General features: G+C 69.8%; 14 protein-coding genes and 1 tRNA gene. 14 read left to right on the top strand and 1 reads right to left on the bottom strand.

The window, feature by feature from the left end:
* Positions 1 to 223: 223 nt before the first annotated feature.
* A tRNA-Arg gene (locus NLX86_RS01935) sits at positions 224 to 295 on the bottom strand.
* 147 nt (positions 296 to 442) lie between these two features.
* On the opposite strand from NLX86_RS01935, the gene NLX86_RS01930 reads away from it, so the two are divergent.
* From NLX86_RS01930 to NLX86_RS01865, 14 genes are all read left to right on the top strand, one after another.
* The gene (locus tag NLX86_RS01930; RefSeq protein WP_254369764.1) at positions 443 to 937 is read left to right on the top strand and encodes a response regulator; all 495 of its coding nucleotides are present in this window, start codon (positions 443 to 445) and stop codon (positions 935 to 937) included.
* 70 nt (positions 938 to 1007) lie between these two features.
* Complete coding sequence (gene nrtL, locus NLX86_RS01925) at positions 1008 to 2042, top strand: ArgS-related anticodon-binding protein NrtL (protein WP_254369763.1); 1035 nt, start codon at positions 1008 to 1010, stop codon at positions 2040 to 2042.
* A gap of 28 nt (positions 2043 to 2070) precedes the next feature.
* Entirely contained in the window at positions 2071 to 3462 is a 1392-nt protein-coding gene (lysA, locus tag NLX86_RS01920; protein WP_254369762.1) for a diaminopimelate decarboxylase, read from the top strand.
* A 138-nt stretch (positions 3463 to 3600) separates the two neighbouring features.
* A complete protein-coding gene (locus NLX86_RS01915; RefSeq protein ID WP_254369761.1) occupies positions 3601 to 4902 on the top strand; it encodes a homoserine dehydrogenase in 1302 nt (433 codons plus the stop codon).
* Between the two features lie 6 nt (positions 4903 to 4908).
* A complete protein-coding gene (gene thrC, locus NLX86_RS01910; protein WP_254369760.1) occupies positions 4909 to 5991 on the top strand; it encodes a threonine synthase in 1083 nt (360 codons plus the stop codon).
* A 230-nt stretch (positions 5992 to 6221) separates the two neighbouring features.
* Positions 6222 to 7139 (top strand): homoserine kinase, encoded by a 918-nt coding sequence (thrB, locus tag NLX86_RS01905; RefSeq protein ID WP_254369759.1) that lies wholly within the window; start codon positions 6222 to 6224, stop codon positions 7137 to 7139.
* A gap of 390 nt (positions 7140 to 7529) precedes the next feature.
* The gene (rho, locus tag NLX86_RS01900; RefSeq protein WP_254369758.1) at positions 7530 to 9632 is read left to right on the top strand and encodes a transcription termination factor Rho; all 2103 of its coding nucleotides are present in this window, start codon (positions 7530 to 7532) and stop codon (positions 9630 to 9632) included.
* A 141-nt stretch (positions 9633 to 9773) separates the two neighbouring features.
* On the top strand, positions 9774 to 11498 hold the full coding sequence (locus NLX86_RS01895; RefSeq protein WP_254369757.1) for a trypsin-like serine protease: 1725 nt from the start codon (positions 9774 to 9776) through the stop codon (positions 11496 to 11498).
* A gap of 181 nt (positions 11499 to 11679) precedes the next feature.
* Positions 11680 to 12786 carry an LCP family protein gene (locus NLX86_RS01890; RefSeq protein WP_254369756.1) on the top strand — a complete coding sequence of 369 codons (1107 nt, stop codon included), beginning with the start codon at positions 11680 to 11682 and terminating at the stop codon, positions 12784 to 12786.
* A 181-nt stretch (positions 12787 to 12967) separates the two neighbouring features.
* Complete coding sequence (rpmE, locus tag NLX86_RS01885; protein ID WP_254369755.1) at positions 12968 to 13192, top strand: 50S ribosomal protein L31; 225 nt, start codon at positions 12968 to 12970, stop codon at positions 13190 to 13192.
* A 116-nt stretch (positions 13193 to 13308) separates the two neighbouring features.
* Entirely contained in the window at positions 13309 to 14388 is a 1080-nt protein-coding gene (gene prfA, locus NLX86_RS01880) for a peptide chain release factor 1 (RefSeq protein ID WP_254369754.1), read from the top strand.
* 66 nt (positions 14389 to 14454) lie between these two features.
* The gene (prmC, locus tag NLX86_RS01875) at positions 14455 to 15300 is read left to right on the top strand and encodes a peptide chain release factor N(5)-glutamine methyltransferase (RefSeq protein ID WP_254369753.1); all 846 of its coding nucleotides are present in this window, start codon (positions 14455 to 14457) and stop codon (positions 15298 to 15300) included.
* A gap of 44 nt (positions 15301 to 15344) precedes the next feature.
* Complete coding sequence (locus tag NLX86_RS01870; RefSeq protein ID WP_254369752.1) at positions 15345 to 15992, top strand: L-threonylcarbamoyladenylate synthase; 648 nt, start codon at positions 15345 to 15347, stop codon at positions 15990 to 15992.
* A complete protein-coding gene (locus NLX86_RS01865) occupies positions 15989 to 16648 on the top strand; it encodes a protein-tyrosine-phosphatase (protein WP_254369751.1) in 660 nt (219 codons plus the stop codon). Before NLX86_RS01870 ends, NLX86_RS01865 begins: the two co-directional genes overlap by 4 nt.
* The last annotated feature ends 212 nt before the right edge of the window (positions 16649 to 16860 follow it).

Here is a 16860-nt window from a genome sequence, read left to right as displayed (position 1 = left end):
GAAGCACCCCCGGCGCACGCCACGGCATTTACCACGCCCCCGGCGCGCACCGAAGGTGCGCTGGATCGCTGACCTGCGTAAATCCACGAGTCGAGGCGGCCGAATCCAGCATTGGAGGTGCTGTGAGCTCCGAAAAGAGCAACGGTCAGGAGACCGTTTAGGTTTTGGCATGGAAAAAAACTCCCTGACCTGCATTTCTGCAGGTCAGGGAGTTGATCCGGAGTGCCCCCGGCAGGATTCGAACCTGCGCACACGGCTCCGGAGGCCGTTGCTCTATCCCCTGAGCTACGGGGGCGTGTCGCCCTGTTGGCTGGCGACGGGTAGAACCCTACCAGCTCCTGCGGGGTCTCCAGGAAAGGGTATTTCCGCTCCCGTGGGCCCGTCCCTTGGGGTCCCATCCGTCGCATCGGCCCCACCGTTCCCCCTTGCTCCCCTGCACGGGGTGGAAGTGGGTAAAACCCGGACGCGGCCCAGGCGGGCAACCTACTCTCGAGTTGTGTCAGGCGCGTCCGGCCGGGTGCTTGTTGTTGACGACAACAAGGTCATCCGGCAGCTGATCAGGGTCAATCTCGAGCTGGAGGGCTTCGAGGTCGTGACCGCGGCCGATGGTGCCGAGTGTCTGGAGATCGTGCACCGGGTGCGTCCGGATGTGATCACGCTCGATGTGGTGATGCCGCGCCTCGACGGGCTGCGGACCGCCGCGCGGCTGCGTTCCGATCCGCGGACGCGCCATCTGCCCGTCGCCATCGTCAGTGCCTGTACACAGCACGAGGTGGACGGCGGCGCCGCGGCCGGGGTGGATGCCTTCCTTGCCAAGCCGTTCGAGCCGGCCGAGCTCGTCCGGCTCGTCCGGCAGCTGACGCGCCGCGAACGCAGGGAGGATCCGCCGTCCGCCGACGGCAGGCAAGGCGCCGGGGCGGGCCACAAGCGAGGCTGACGGCCGCCCCGACGACCACATGGCGAAACCGGTTCGCGGAAGGACCCCCCTCCTCCCATACGCTTGTCCCGTGACCCCCGCCGATCTCTCCCGCACCGTGCTGCGCAGCGTCCGCCGCGCCGTCGAGGAGGACGGGTTGCGGGTGGCCGTGCCCGAGCGGGTGCAGGTGGAGCGGCCCCGGCCCGGCGGGCGGGGGGACTACGCGACCAATGTGGCGATGCGGCTCGCGCGCGACGCCGGTGTGCCGGCGCTCCAGGTCGCCGAGGCGCTGCGGCACCGGCTCACGCAGAGCCGGGGGATCGCCGGCGTCGAGATCACCGGGCCCGGATTCCTCAACATCACCCTGGACACAGACGCCCGCCACGCCCTCGTACAAGAGGTGCTCCAGCAGGGGAGCCGGTACGGGCACGGCGATTCCATGAGCGGGCAGGTTCTGCGGTGCCGCCATCGCCGCGAGGTCCGTGCCGCCGTTGTCGCCGACTCCGTCGGGCGGATTCTGCGGTCGCAGGGAGCCCTCGTCCGGGTGACCTGCGACGAGGTTCCCGATCCCGACTGGGTGCATCTGCGCGTGGCCACCGAGTACCTGGCCGGATGCGTCGGCCCCGGTCCCGTCCCCGCCGCGCGGAGTGCCGGCGACCTGCTGCGCCGGTTCGGGCCCGACGCCGTCCGCTGGGCACTGCTGCGGCCCGCCGGTCATGACCGTCCGCACACCGGGGACGAGCTGCTCATACAGCGCGAGAGCAACCCGCTCTTCCGCGTCCGGTACGCGCATTCCCGTACCCGCGCGCTCACCCGCGCGGCCGCGGAGCTGGGCTTCGCCGGCGCGTACGAGGAAGCCGTCGGCGCCCCCGCGCTCCTCGGCGCGCTCGGCGAGTACCCCGCCGTCCTCGCCGTCGCCGCGCGGCAGCAGGCGCCCGACCGGCTGGCCCGGCATCTCGAAGCCACCGCGGACGCGTTCCTCGCCTTCCAGCACACCGTGCTGCCCCTCGGCGACGAGAAACCCTCGGTCGCCCACCGTTCCCGTCTCGCCCTCGCCCAGGCCGCCGGGACGGTGCTCGCCGGCGGCCTGTCCCTGCTCGGCATCGACGCACCCGAATACTTGTGACAGCACTTGTGACAGAGAGACAAGAACCATGAGCCGTTCCGCACACCCCGCCGGGCCCCGTCACGCGGATGTCCTTCCCGAGGGCCACTACACCGCGCCGCCCACCGACCTCAACGCCCTTGACGCGCACGTGTGGTCGCGAACCGTCACGCGGAACGAGGACGGCGTCGTCACCGTCGGCGGGATCGAAGTGACCCGGCTCGCCGAGGAGTTCGGCACCCCCGCCTATTTCATGGACGAGGCCGACTTCCGGGCCCGCTGCCGCGCCTGGGCCGACGCGTTCGGCAAGGACGCGGACGTGTTCTACGCCGGAAAGGCCTTCCTCTCCCGGGCCGTTGTGCGATGGCTCAAGGAGGAGGGCCTCAACCTCGACGTCTGTTCCGGTGGCGAGCTGACCACGGCCCTCGACGCCGGGATGCCCGCCGAGCGCATCGCGTTCCACGGGAACAACAAGTCGGTCGAGGAGATCGAGCGGGCCGTCCGGGTCGGGGTCGGGCGGATCGTCCTCGACTCCTTCCAGGAGATCGTCCGCGTTGCGCACATCGCGCAGAGCCTCGGCAAGCGCCAGCGCGTACAGATCCGTGTCACGGTCGGCGTCGAGGCCCACACGCACGAGTTCATCGCCACGGCTCATGAAGATCAGAAGTTCGGGATCGCGCTCGCCGGGGGGCAGGCCGCCGAAGCAGTACGGCGCGCCCTCAAGCTGGACGGCCTGGAACTGATCGGCATCCACTCGCACATCGGATCGCAGATCTTCGACATGGCGGGATTCGAGGTGTCCGCCCGCCGCGTCGTCCAGCTGCTCGCCGAAGTACGGGACGAGCACGGGGTCGAACTGCCCGAGATCGACCTCGGCGGCGGCCTCGGCATCGCGTACGTCTCGGAGGACGACCCGAGCGAGCCGTACGAGATCGCCAAGGCGCTCAGCGAGATCGTCACCCGTGAGTGCGAGGCCGCCGGGCTGACCACGCCCCGCATCTCCGTCGAGCCGGGCCGTGCCGTCGTCGGCCCGACCGCGTTCACGCTCTACCAGGTCGGCACCATCAAGCCGCTCGACGGCCTGCGTACGTATGTCAGTGTCGACGGCGGCATGTCGGACAACATCCGCACCGCGCTCTACGACGCCGATTACAGCGTCGCCCTCGTCTCGCGGACGTCGACCGCCGAGCCGATGCTCGTCCGCGTCGTCGGCAAGCACTGCGAGAGCGGCGACATCGTCGTACGCGACGCCTTCCTCCCCGCCGACCTGGCGCCCGGCGACCTGATCGCGGTCCCGGCCACCGGCGCGTACTGCCGCTCGATGGCGAGCAACTACAACCACGCCCTCCGCCCGCCCGTCGTCGCGGTCAAGGACGGGGAGGCGCGGGTGATCGTCCGGCGCGAGACGGAGGAAGATCTGCTGCGTCTCGATATCGGCTGATGCTCATTTTCCGGGGGCAAGCCCCCAGACCCCCACAAACGTCTCGCAATCTGGACCGGGGATAGAAACTCCCGTCCGGTGAGTGAGACTGGTCCCACCGTAGAAGTACAGGGCTGTGCTGATGAAAGGCGTAGGTCGATGATGCGTACGCGTCCGCTGAAGGTGGCGCTGCTGGGCTGTGGAGTGGTCGGCTCAGAGGTGGCGCGCATCATGACGACGCACGCCGACGACCTCGCCGCCCGGATCGGGGCGCCGGTGGAGCTCGCCGGCGTCGCCGTCCGCCGCCCCTCCAAGGTGCGCGAGGGGATCGACCCCGCCCTGGTCACCACGGATGCCACCGCGCTGGTCAAACGCGGCGACATCGACGTCGTCATCGAGGTCATCGGCGGCGTCGAGCCCGCCCGCTCCCTGATCACCACCGCCTTCGAGCACGGCGCGAGCGTCGTCTCGGCGAACAAGGCGCTGCTCGCCGAGGACGGCGCGGCCCTCCACGCCGCCGCCGAGGAGCACGGCCGGGACCTCTACTACGAGGCAGCGGTTGCGGGCGCCATTCCGCTCGTACGGCCGCTGCGCGAGTCGCTGGCCGGCGACAAGGTGAACCGGGTCCTGGGCATCGTCAACGGGACCACGAACTTCATCCTCGACAAGATGGACACCTCCGGCGCCGGCTACTCCGAGGCGCTCGACGAGGCCACCGCCCTCGGTTACGCCGAGGCCGACCCGACCGCCGACGTCGAGGGCTTCGACGCCGCCGCCAAGGCCGCGATCCTGGCCGGCATCGCCTTCCACACCCGGGTCCGCCTCGACGACGTGTACCGCGAGGGCATGACCGAGGTCAGCGCCGCCGACTTCGCCTCCGCCAAGCGCATGGGCTGCACCATCAAACTGCTCGCCATCCTGGAGCGCGCCGCGGACGGTGCGTCCGTCACCGCCCGCGTCCACCCGGCGATGATCCCGCTCACCCATCCGCTGGCCTCCGTCCGCGAGGCGTACAACGCGGTGTTCGTCGAGGCCGAGGCGGCCGGCCGGCTGATGTTCTACGGACCGGGCGCGGGCGGCTCGCCGACCGCCTCCGCGGTCCTCGGCGACCTCGTCGCCGTCTGCCGCAACATCGTCGCCGAGACCACCGGACCCGGCGAGTCCGCGTACACCCGGCTGCCCGTGAGCCATATGGGCGAGGTCGTGACGCGGTACCACATCAGCCTCGACGTGGCCGACAAGCCGGGTGTACTCGCCCAGGTCGCGACGGTCTTCGCCGAGCACGGCGTATCCATCGATACGGTGCGCCAGCAGGGCCGACCCGACGGGGACGGCGAGGCCTCCCTCGTCGTCGTCACCCACCGCGCGCCCGACGCCGCCCTCTCCGGGACCGTCGAGGCACTGCGACAGCTCGACACCGTGCGGGGTGTCGCCAGCATCATGCGTGTTGAAGGAGAGTAACCAGCAATGAGCGTCCGTACTCAGGGAACCGGCACCCATCAGTGGCGCGGCATCATCGAGGAGTACCGCGACCGGCTTCCGGTCAGCGACACGACTCCCGTTGTCACGCTCCGTGAGGGCGGTACGCCTCTCGTCCCCGCGCAGGTCCTCTCCGAGCGCACCGGCTGCGAGGTGCACCTCAAGGTCGAGGGTGCGAACCCGACCGGGTCCTTCAAGGACCGCGGTATGACCATGGCGATCACCCGGGCCAAGGAGGAAGGCGCGCAGGCCGTCATCTGCGCCTCCACCGGCAACACCTCCGCCTCGGCCGCCGCCTACGCGGTACGCGCCGGGATGGTCTGCGCGGTCCTGGTGCCCCAGGGCAAGATCGCGCTGGGCAAGATGGGCCAGGCGCTCATCCACGGCGCGAAGATCCTCCAGGTCGACGGAAACTTCGACGACTGCCTGACGCTGGCCCGCAGCCTTTCCGACAACTACCCGGTGGCGCTGGTCAATTCGGTCAATCCGGTCCGGATCGAGGGCCAGAAGACCGCGGCGTTCGAGATTGTCGACGCGCTCGGCGACGCCCCGGACATCCACCTCCTGCCGGTCGGCAACGCCGGTAACATCACGGCGTACTGGAAGGGCTACACCGAGTACGCGCGGGACAAGATGGCCACGCACAGCCCGCGCATGTGGGGCTTCCAGGCCTCCGGCTCCGCGCCGATCGTGCGCGGCGAGCCGGTCAAGGACCCCTCGACCATCGCCACCGCGATCCGCATCGGCAACCCGGCCTCCTGGCAGTACGCACTGGCCGCCCGGGACGAGTCGGGCGGCTTCATCGACGAGGTGACGGACCGCCAGATCCTGGCCGCCTACCGCCTGTTGGCCGCCCAGGAGGGCGTCTTCGTGGAGCCGGCGTCGGCCGCCTCCGTCGCCGGTCTGCTGAAGGCCGCCGAACAGGGCAAGGTGGATCCGGGGCAGAAGATCGTCTGTACGGTCACCGGAAACGGCCTGAAGGACCCCGACTGGGCCGTCGCGGGAGCGCCGCAGCCTGTCACCGTCCCGGTGGACGCCGCAGCGGCCGCCGAGCGCCTCGGCCTCGCGTAGCCTCGCGTAAACAGATGCCGTAAAGCCGATCAAGACCGTACATAGGAGCACAGGCGGCGTGCGACACGCATCGTGCGCCTCCTGTGCGCCCTATGTCGCGACAGAACCTTCCTTCGATAGGCTGTACTGAACCCGCCCCGCCGCATATGCCGCGGTGTTGCCGCAATGGCCCTCGGGTAGTTGGTACATCTTCGAAAATCTCGCAGTCTCACAAGGAGAGTCATCGAGCGATGGCCGGTCCAGCGTTCCGCGCCGCCGCCGTACGGGTGCGCGTCCCCGCCACCAGCGCCAATCTCGGCCCGGGCTTCGATGCCCTGGGCCTGGCCCTGGGGCTGTACGACGACGTGGTCGTCCGCGTGGCCGACTCCGGCCTGCACATCGACATCGCGGGTGAGGGGGCCGAGACCCTTCCGCGCGACGAGAGCCATCTGCTCGTACGCTCCCTGCGCACCGCGTTCGACCTGCTCGGCGGGCAGCCACGCGGCCTCGAGGTCGTCTGCGCCAACCGCATCCCGCACGGGCGCGGCCTCGGCTCCTCCTCGGCCGCCATCTGCGCCGGCATCGTCGCCGCGCGCGCCGTGACGATAGGGGGCGACGCGAAGCTCGACGACGCCGCGCTCCTGGAGCTGGCCACCGAGATCGAGGGCCACCCCGACAACGTCGCCGCCTGTCTCCTCGGCGGCTTCACGCTCGCCTGGATGGACGGCGGAGCGGCCCGCGCGATCAGGATGGACCCCGCGGATTCCATCGTTCCGGTGGTTTTCGTACCCGGAAAGCCGGTCCTCACCGAGACCGCCCGCGGACTGCTGCCCCGTACCGTCCCGCACGTGGACGCGGCGGCCAACGCCGGCCGCGCGGGCCTGCTCGTCGAGGCGCTGACCAGGCGCCCCGAGCTGCTGCTGCCGGCCACCGAGGACCGGCTCCACCAGGAGTACCGTGCCCCGGCGATGCCGGAGAGCGTGGCCCTGGTCAACCGACTGCGCGCGGACGGCGTCCCCGCGGTCATCTCCGGCGCGGGCCCCACGGTCCTTGCGCTGGCCGAGGACAGTGCGGCCGACAAGGTCGCACGGCTTGCGGGCGAGGGGTGGGCGGCCAACCGGCTGGCTCTCGACGCCGCGGGTGCGAGCGTTCTGCCGTTGGGCTCGTAGGGCCATGGTGCGGCGGGAGCGCGATTGCCGGTGACGGAGAGGGGGAATGTTTGTTGGATCCGGTAGTGTTAACCTCAAGTCTGCACCCGAAGCCTTTGTGGCTAGGTGCGCAGTGTCCCCCTCCGGGACCACCATTCTTCCGGGAGCCTCCCCAACTGCTTTGATCACTGCCAGGCAGTTTCGAGCACGCTCCGGAAATCGGCGTGACATTCCCACGCTCTCCGCAGCAGGGGGCTTCGCGCCGGAACCCATGCACGTTATTCCTCCTCCGCCGTCGTAAACCGGCGGACCACCGCCCCGGCACGGTCCACAAGCCAAGGACCGCAGTCGGACAGCACAACCGGTCGCCGAGCCAGACAGGCCGACGTCCGCTCCAGGGAAGGACCCTTCGTGAGCGACACCACCGATCTGATGGGCGTGACTGCCGACAACAGTGTCGACACCACCGCGCCCGCCACAGGTGCTGCCCCTGCCAGTGCCACACGGCGCCGCCGCTCCGGCACCGGCCTCGAGGGCATGGTCCTGGCCGAGCTGCAGCAGGTCGCGTCCGGCCTCGGCATCAGGGGCACCGCGCGGATGCGCAAGAGCCAGCTGATCGAGGTCATCAAGGAGGCGCAGGCCGGCGGCTCCTCGTCCGCGGCGAAGAGCGCCGACGCCGCCGACGCGGCCGAGACCAAGCCGAAGCGCCGCGCCACATCCAAGACCCGGACGGGTGAGGCGGCCGAGGCCGCCCCCGCCGAAAAGGCCGTGGCCCAGCAGCAGATCGACATCCCCGGTCAGCCGGCCAGCGACGACCAGCCGGTCGGCGAGCGCCGCCGCCGTCGTGCCACCGCGCAGGCGGGCAGCCCCGAGTCGACTGCCGTGATCACTGAGACCCGGCCCGACACGCGTGCCGAGGCGGGCGCCGCCACCGACGTCCGGACGGACGTCAAGACCGAGGCGCAGACCGACACCAAGGCCGAGGCCGCCGTCGGCGTGTCCTCCCAGGAGACGGCCGACGGCCGTGGCCGCCAGGACCGTCAGCGCGGAGACCGCGGCGACCGCCGTGACCGCGGTGAGCGTGGCGACCGTGGTGAGCGTGGCGGCCAGCGCGACCGTCGTGAGCGGGGCAAGGGCGACGAGCAGGGCGGCGGCCAGCAGGGCCAGCGTCAGCAGCGGGACAACCGTGGCGCCGGCCAGCAGGGCCAGAGCCAGGGCCAGGGCCAGCCGCGCGACACCGGTCCGCGGTCCGACGAGAGCGATGACGACTTCGACGGTGGGCGCCGTGGGCGCCGCGGCCGCTACCGTGACCGCCGGGGCCGTCGTGGCCGCGACGAGTTCGGTCCCGGCGAGCCGCAGGTCGCAGACGACGACGTCCTGATCCCCGTCGCGGGCATCCTGGACATCCTCGACAACTACGCGTTCATCCGGACCTCCGGCTACCTGCCCGGTCCGAACGACGTGTACGTCTCGCTCGCCCAGGTCCGCAAGAACGGCCTGCGCAAGGGTGACCACGTCACCGGTGCCGTGCGCCAGCCGAAGGAGGGCGAGCGCCGCGAGAAGTTCAACGCGCTCGTACGCCTCGACTCGGCGAACGGCATGGCCGCCGAATCGGGCCGCGGCCGCCCTGAGTTCAACAAGCTCACCCCGCTGTACCCGCAGGACAGGCTCCGTCTGGAGACCGACCCGGGCGTGCTGACGTCCCGAGTCATCGACCTGGTCGCGCCGATCGGCAAGGGCCAGCGTGGTCTGATCGTCTCGCCGCCGAAGGCCGGTAAGACGATGATCATGCAGGCGATCGCCAACGCGATCACGACGAACAACCCCGAGTGCCACCTGATGGTCGTCCTGGTCGACGAGCGTCCGGAAGAGGTCACCGACATGCAGCGGTCGGTCAAGGGCGAGGTCATCTCCTCGACCTTCGACCGCCCGGCCGAGGACCACACCACCGTCGCCGAGCTGGCCATCGAGCGCGCGAAGCGTCTCGTCGAGCTGGGTCACGACGTGGTCGTCCTGCTGGACTCCATCACCCGCCTGGGCCGTGCGTACAACCTCGCGGCCCCCGCCTCCGGCCGCATCCTGTCCGGTGGTGTCGACTCGACCGCGCTGTACCCCCCGAAGCGTTTCTTCGGTGCCGCGCGCAACATCGAGGACGGCGGCTCGCTGACCATCCTGGCCACCGCGCTGGTCGAGACCGGCTCGCGCATGGACGAGGTGATCTTCGAGGAGTTCAAGGGCACCGGCAACATGGAGCTCAAGCTCGACCGGAAGCTTGCCGACAAGCGCATCTTCCCGGCGGTGGACGTCGACGCGTCCGGCACCCGCAAGGAGGAGATCCTGCTCAACAGTGAGGAGCTCTCCATCACCTGGAAGCTGCGCCGGGTGCTGCACGCGCTCGACTCGCAGCAGGCGATCGAACTGCTGCTGGACAAGATGAAGCAGACCAAGTCGAACGCCGAGTTCCTGATGCAGATCGCCAAGACGACGCCGTCCGCCGGCAACGGCAACGACTGAGTTCAGAGCGTTACGCGCATCACAGGAATCCGCCCCGTCACTCGAGTGACGGGGCGGATTTCTGCTGTAGCATCGGTCAGCCGTTCCCTTCCCCCCACACGGCGTCAATCTCTGAATTCCCTTGAACAACTGGAGAGTTGCGTGCGTGTGTCGCGTCACGGCAGACCGGTCAAGAAGATTCGCAGACTCATAGCCGCCGGCGCCGCGGCTCTGGCTGTGCTCGGGGGCGCGCTGGTTGCGACTGCCCAGGCCGACGAAGGCGGGCCGAAGTTCCTCCCGCCGAAGAACAGCAAGGTCGTCAGCACGGCCAAGGCGTCTTCGAAGATCATCGGCGGTACGGACACCGCCTTCAGCAGCGCCCCGTGGATGGTGCAGCTGCTGTTCGAGTGGGACAACGACGGCACGTTCTACTTCACCTGTGGCGGCACCCTCGTGGCGCCGAACAAGGTGCTCACCGCCGCGCACTGCGTGACGGATGAGAACGGCAACGCCCTGGACATGCGCGGGCGCGGTCTCGTGCTCGGCGGCACCGCCAAGCTGGTCGGCGGCCCCGACAACAGCGAGGGCACGGTCGTCAACATCAGCCGCTCGTACTTCGCCGGCTCCTACAACGCCGCCGCGATCGACAACGACGTGGCGCTGCTGACGCTGTCCAAGCCGCTGCCGTACACCCCGCTGCAGCAGGCCTCCTACGGTGACACCGCGCGCTACGCCGCCGGTACCACCGCCACCACCTACGGCTGGGGCCTGACCAGCTCGGACCCGAACTCCGCGATGCTCGCGGACACGCTGCAGCGGGTGAACCAGCCGATGCACTCCGACGCCGAGTGCTCGGAGAACCTGGACACGGCGCTCGGCCAGCCGGGCGCCTTCAAGCCGGGCCACATGGTCTGCGCGGGCAAGGGCGGCACCAGCGACGACTTCACCGGACAGGCCACCTGCCCGGGTGACTCCGGCAGCCCGCTCGTCGTGAGCGGCCGCGTCGTCGGCATCACCTCGTGGGGCCCCGCGACCGCGAGCGAGGAGTGCAACGTCTACGGCACGTACGACGTGTACACCAAGGTCTCGACGTACACCCCGGCGATCCAGCCGCGTATCGACGACGCCAACTTCAGCGGTGACCACCGTGCGGACCTGTTCGCCCGCACCACCGGCAGCACCGGCTACACCTTCACCTCCAACGGTGAGAGCCTCGCCGCCCGCAAGGTGCTGGCCGGCTCGTACAGCGCGTACAACACGATCATCCAGACGGACCTCAACCGGGACGGCTTCGAGGACCTCATCGCCCGCCACAGCTCGACGGGCGACATGTACTGGATCCACCGCTCGGTGAGCAGCTCGACGTACGTCAGCACCAAGATCTTCAGCAACTGGAAGACGGTCCGCGCGATCGTCGCGCCCGGTGACGTGAACGGTGACGGCAAGGGCGACCTGCTGGCCGTCAGCGCCACCGGAGACCTGATGGTGTACCCGAGCTTCGGCAACGGGAAGTTCAACACCCCGACCAAGGCGGCCACCGGCTACCAGGTCTACAACCAGGTGCGCGGCCACGGCGACTTCACCAACGACGGCAAGGTCGACCTGATCGTCCGCCGCGGCGGCACGAACGACGTGTACCTGGTCAAGGGCACCGGCAAGTCCACCGCCCCGTTCGAGGCCCCGACGCTGGTGCGCAGCAACTGGTCGGCGTACAACCTGATCGTCACCCCGGGTGACGTGAACGGCGACTCCAAGGCCGATGTGATCGCCCGTTCCACGGGCGGCGACCTGTACCTCCTCAAGGGCACGGGCAAGGCCACGTCGGAGATCTTCGCCACACAGGTGAAGCTCGGCAGCGGCTGGAACAGCTACTACACGATCGGCTGAAACCGCACGTGAGAGGCGTATGACGCCCCTCCTCCCGCAACGCACTGTGCCCACCGCCACCGGCGGTGGGCACAGTGCGTTGTGCAACCCTTCTCGCTGCTCCGCCGTCTGACAAACGACGGGAAACCGTGCCTGATCTTCATGGCAGGGGGCATCAACACATCGAGGACTCGAGGAGAAGATGACCGAGGAGAGCAGGGGCCGGGGCGCACGCGCCACCGGCCGGCGCCGCAAACAGCAGCCGGGGCACCGTAAGGCGCTGACCGTCGCCGCGTGGGGCGCGGCCGGTGTCGTGCTGTTCGGCGGGTCCGGACTCGGTTACCTCTACTTCAAGTTCAACGGGAACATCCGAAGCGTCGACATCGACGCGGCCCTCGGCACCGACCGCCCCGACAACATCGACAACGGCTCGATGGACATCCTCGTCCTCGGCTCCGACTCCCGGTCCGGCGACAACTCCGAGTACGGCGCGGACGAGGGCACCGCCCGCTCCGACACCGCGATGGTCGTCCACGTCTACGAGGGCCACAAGAAGGCGAGCATCGTCTCCATACCGAGAGACACCATGGTCACCCGCCCCGCGTGCACGACGGACGACGGGAAGACCGACCCCGGCGGCCGGCGCGTGATGTTCAACGAGTCGTACACCACGGGCGGCCCGGCCTGTGCGGTGAAGACCGTCGAGAAGATGTCCGGCACGCGCATGGACCACTACATAGAGGTCGACTTCTCCGGCTTCAAGGAGATCATCGACAAGCTCGGCGGGGTCGACATCACCACCACGCGGGCGATCAAGGACACGAAGAGCCGGCTCGACCTGACGACCGGTACCCACACGCTGGGCGGTGAGCAGGCGCTCGCCCTCGTACGGACCCGCAAGAGCGTGGGCGACGGCAGCGACCTGGGCCGAATACAGCTCCAGCAGGCCTTCATCAAGGCGCTGATCGAGCAGGTCGGGGACGTCGGCGTGTTCTCGAACCCCAAGAAGCTCTTCGACCTCGCCGATACGGCCACCAAGGCCGTCACCGCCGATTCCTCGCTGGACGACGTCAACTCCCTGATGAGCTTCGCGAGCGGGCTCAAGGGCATCAGCGCGGCCAACATGAACATGATCACGCTGCCGGTGCGGTACGACCCGGCGGACCCCAACCGCGTCATCGTGCTGGATAGGGAGTCCAAGCAGGTCTGGTCCGCGCTGCGGCTCGACCAGCCGATTCCGGCCTCCGCCACCAAGGACTCGGCGGGCGACAGGGGTGAGACCGCCGGCATCGTCAGAAGCGCAGAATAGAAGCGCGGACCAGAAGCACCGACCAGAAGCACGGAATAGATCCGTACCGGTCCCCGTTGTGGTGAGCATCTTCAGATTTTGAAGCGCGGGCCGGTCCTGGCAGACTGGTCCGTCGGCCCCGGTTCACGTACTGGCAACTCCGCCCCTACGACCCGGTGCCCTCCCGAAACTAGGAGACACCTTGAAGCGCGACATCCACCCCGAGTACGTCGAGACCCAGGTCAGCTGCACCTGCGGTGCCTCGTTCACCACCCGTAGCACGATCGGCAGCGGCAACATCCGCGCCGAGGTCTGCTCCGAGTGCCACCCGTTCTACACGGGCAAGCAGAAGATCCTCGACACCGGTGGCCGTGTGGCCCGCTTCGAGGCCCGATTCGGCAAGGCTGCCGGCTCCGCCGCGAAGTAGCGAGCCAACTGCGCCGGTTTCCGGCCGCCCCCGCGCGGGGGCGGCCGGGACCGGTGTTTTTGTTCTGCCAGCAGCTGTCCAGCAGCAGTTTTCGTACTTCAATTCAGGAGCCCCCGATGTTCGAGGCGGTCGAGGAACTGGTTGGCGAACACGCCGACCTCGAGAAGCAGCTCGCCGACCCTTCGGTCCACTCCGACCAGGCGAACGCGCGCAAGCTCAACAAGCGCTACGCGGAGCTGACGCCGATCATCGGCACGTTCCGCGCCTGGAAGCAGGCGGGCGACGACATCGAGACCGCGCGCGAGCTGGGCGCCGACGACCCCGACTTCGCCGCCGAGGTGAAGGTGCTGGAGAAGCAGCGCGAGGAGCTCACCGAGAGACTCCGGCTGCTGCTCGTGCCGCGCGACCCGAGCGACGACAAGGACGTACTGCTGGAGATCAAGGCGGGCGCGGGCGGCGACGAGTCGGCCCTGTTCGCCGGTGACCTGCTGCGCATGTACCTCCGCTACGCGGAGCGCATCGGCTGGAAGACCGAGATCATCGACTCCACCGAGTCCGAGCTCGGCGGCTACAAGGACGTCCAGGTCGCGGTGAAGACCAAGGGCGGCCAGGGTGCCACCGAGCCCGGCCAGGGCGTCTGGGCGCGGATGAAGTACGAGGGCGGAGTGCACCGCGTGCAGCGCGTGCCCGCCACCGAGTCGCAGGGCCGGATCCACACCTCCGCGGCCGGCGTGCTGGTCACGCCCGAGGCCGAGGAGGTCGACGTGGAGATCCACCAGAACGACCTGCGGATCGACGTCTACCGCTCCTCGGGCCCCGGCGGACAGTCGGTCAACACCACGGACTCCGCGGTACGTATCACCCACATGCCGACCGGCATCGTCGCCTCCTGCCAGAACGAGAAGAGCCAGCTCCAGAACAAGGAGCAGGCTCTGCGTATCCTGCGCTCGCGGCTGCTGGCCGCAGCCCAGGAGGAAGCCGAGTCGAAGGCCGCGGACGCCCGGCGCAGCCAGGTACGTACGGTCGACCGCTCCGAGAAGATCCGCACGTACAACTTCCCGGAAAACCGGATCTCGGACCACCGGGTGGGCTTCAAGGCGTACAACTTGGACCAAGTCCTGGACGGCGACCTGGACGCGATGATCCAGGCCTGCGTCGACGCGGACTCCGCGGCCAAGCTCGCCGCGGCCCAGTAGGCCCAGCAGTCCGTACGCCCCCGACCACCGCACACCCCCGTCAGACGCGCAACCGGAGGAAGGCCCGTGAACCTTCTGCTCGCCGAGGTGGCCCAGGCCACCCAGCGGCTGGCCGACGCCGGCGTGCCCTCACCGCGCTTCGACGCGGAGGAGCTCGCCGCGTTCGTGCACGGCGTCAAGCGGGGGGAGCTGCACCACGTCAAGGACGCGGACTTCGACGCCCGCTACTGGGAGACCGTGGCCCGCCGCGAGGCGCGGGAGCCGCTGCAGCACATCACCGGACGTGCCTTCTTCCGCTTCCTGGAGCTCCAGGTCGGGCCGGGCGTCTTCGTACCCCGGCCGGAGACCGAGTCGGTCGTCGGCTGGGCCATAGACGCCGTACGCGCGATGGACGTCGTCGAGCCGCTGATCGTCGACCTGTGCACGGGCTCCGGAGCGATCGCCCTGGCCATGGCGCAGGAGGTGCCGCGGTCGCGGGTGCACGCCGTCGAGCTGTCCGAGGACGCGCTCCGGTGGACCCGCAAGAACGCCGAGGGCTCCCGCGTCACCGTCCACCAGGGCGATGCGCTGTCCGCTCTGCCGGAGCTGGACGGCCAGGTCGACCTGGTCATCTCCAACCCGCCGTACATTCCGCTCACCGAGTGGGAGTACGTTGCGCCCGAGGCGCGTGACCACGACCCCCAAATGGCCCTCTTCTCCGGTGAGGACGGGCTCGACACCATCCGAGGTCTCGAGCGCACCGCCCACCGCCTGCTGCGCCCCGGCGGTGTCGTCGTCATCGAGCACGCGGACACCCAGGGCGGTCAGGTGCCGTGGATCTTCACCGAGGAGCGGGGCTGGGCGGATGCCGCCGACCACCCCGACCTGAACAACCGGCCGCGCTTCGCGACCGCCCGCAAGGCCATGCCGTGATCGCGGCCCGCACAGACCAGACCATGCACGAGGAGGCCCGTTAAATGGCACGGCGATACGACTGCAACGACGCCACCGACCGCAAGACCGGTCTGCGTGAAGCCGCGTCCGCCGTCCGCCGCGGCGAACTGGTCGTGCTGCCCACGGACACCCTCTACGGCATCGGTGCGGACGCCTTCAGCGCCGAGGCCGTCGGTGACCTGCTGCAGGCGAAGGGCCGGGGCCGTTCCATGCCCACGCCCGTCCTCATCGGCTCCCCCAACACCCTGCACGGCCTGGTCACCGACTTCTCCGAGCAGGCCTGGGAGCTCGTCGACGCCTTCTGGCCCGGCGCGCTGACCATCGTCGCCAAGCACCAGCCCTCGCTGCAGTGGGACCTGGGGGAGACCCGTGGCACCGTCGCGGTACGGATGCCGCTGCACCCGGTCGCCATCGAGCTGCTCACCGAGGTCGGCCCGATGGCCGTCTCCAGCGCCAACCTCACCGGGCACCCGGCCCCCGAGGACTGCGACGCCGCGCAGGACATGCTCGGCGACTCTGTCTCGGTGTACCTCGACGGCGGTCCGACGCCCGGCATCCAGCCGTCCTCGATCGTTGACGTCACCGGCAAGGTCCCGGTGCTGCTGCGGGCCGGCGCGCTCTCCGCGGAGCAGCTCCGTGAGGTCGTACCCGACCTCGAGGTGGCCAGTTGACTGCCCCTGAGGGGCGTGGCATAGCGGGACCCAGCACCACCGAGACCTTCCGCATCCTCCACGTCAGCACCGGCAACGTCTGCCGCTCGCCGATCACCGAGCGGCTGACCCGCCATGCCCTGACGGACCGTCTGGGCACGCCGCTGGGGCCGTTCGGGACCCGGGGTCTGATCGTGGAGAGCGCGGGCACGTGGGGGCACGAGGGCGCCCCGATGGAGGCCAACGCGGCGGCCGTCCTCGCCGACTTCGGCGCCGACGCCTCCGGCTTCACCGGCCGGGAGCTGCTCGACGAGCACGTCATCCGCGCCGACCTCGTCCTGACCGCGACCCGCGACCACCGGGCCCAGGTCATCTCGATGGGCCACTCCGCGGGGCTGCGGACCTTCACGCTCAAGGAGTTCACCCGGCTCGTACGGGCCATAGACCCCGCCACGCTGCCCGACCCCCTGGACGAGGGCGTGGTCGAGCGCGCCCGCGCGCTGGTACGCGCGGCGGCGGCGCTACGCGGGTGGCTGCTTGCGCCGACGGCGGAGGCGGACGAGGTGTACGACCCGTACGGCGCACCGCTCACCTTCTTCCGGTCGATCGGCGACGAGATCAACCAGGCACTGGACCCGGTAGTGACAGCCCTCACGGGCGTCCCGGCCCGTACCTGATCCGGCGCCCGGCGCGCATGATCCGCCGGACGCCCGCCGCGTCAGCGGCTCATGTCCCAGCGGGCGCAGCGGCTCGAAGCCGGAGAGGCCCCCAAGGGCCGAGCGGTGCGAGAGGCGCGTCCGGGAGCGGTCCCCGGTGGTGACAGCCCTCACGGGCGTCCCGGCCCGTACCTGATCCGTACCCGAAGCGCACGAGCACCTGCGGTCGCCGG

This window comes from Streptomyces sp. A3M-1-3 (genome assembly GCF_024213665.1).
Classification (GTDB): domain Bacteria; phylum Actinomycetota; class Actinomycetes; order Streptomycetales; family Streptomycetaceae; genus Streptomyces.
This window is presented reverse-complemented; position numbering and strand designations above follow the sequence as displayed.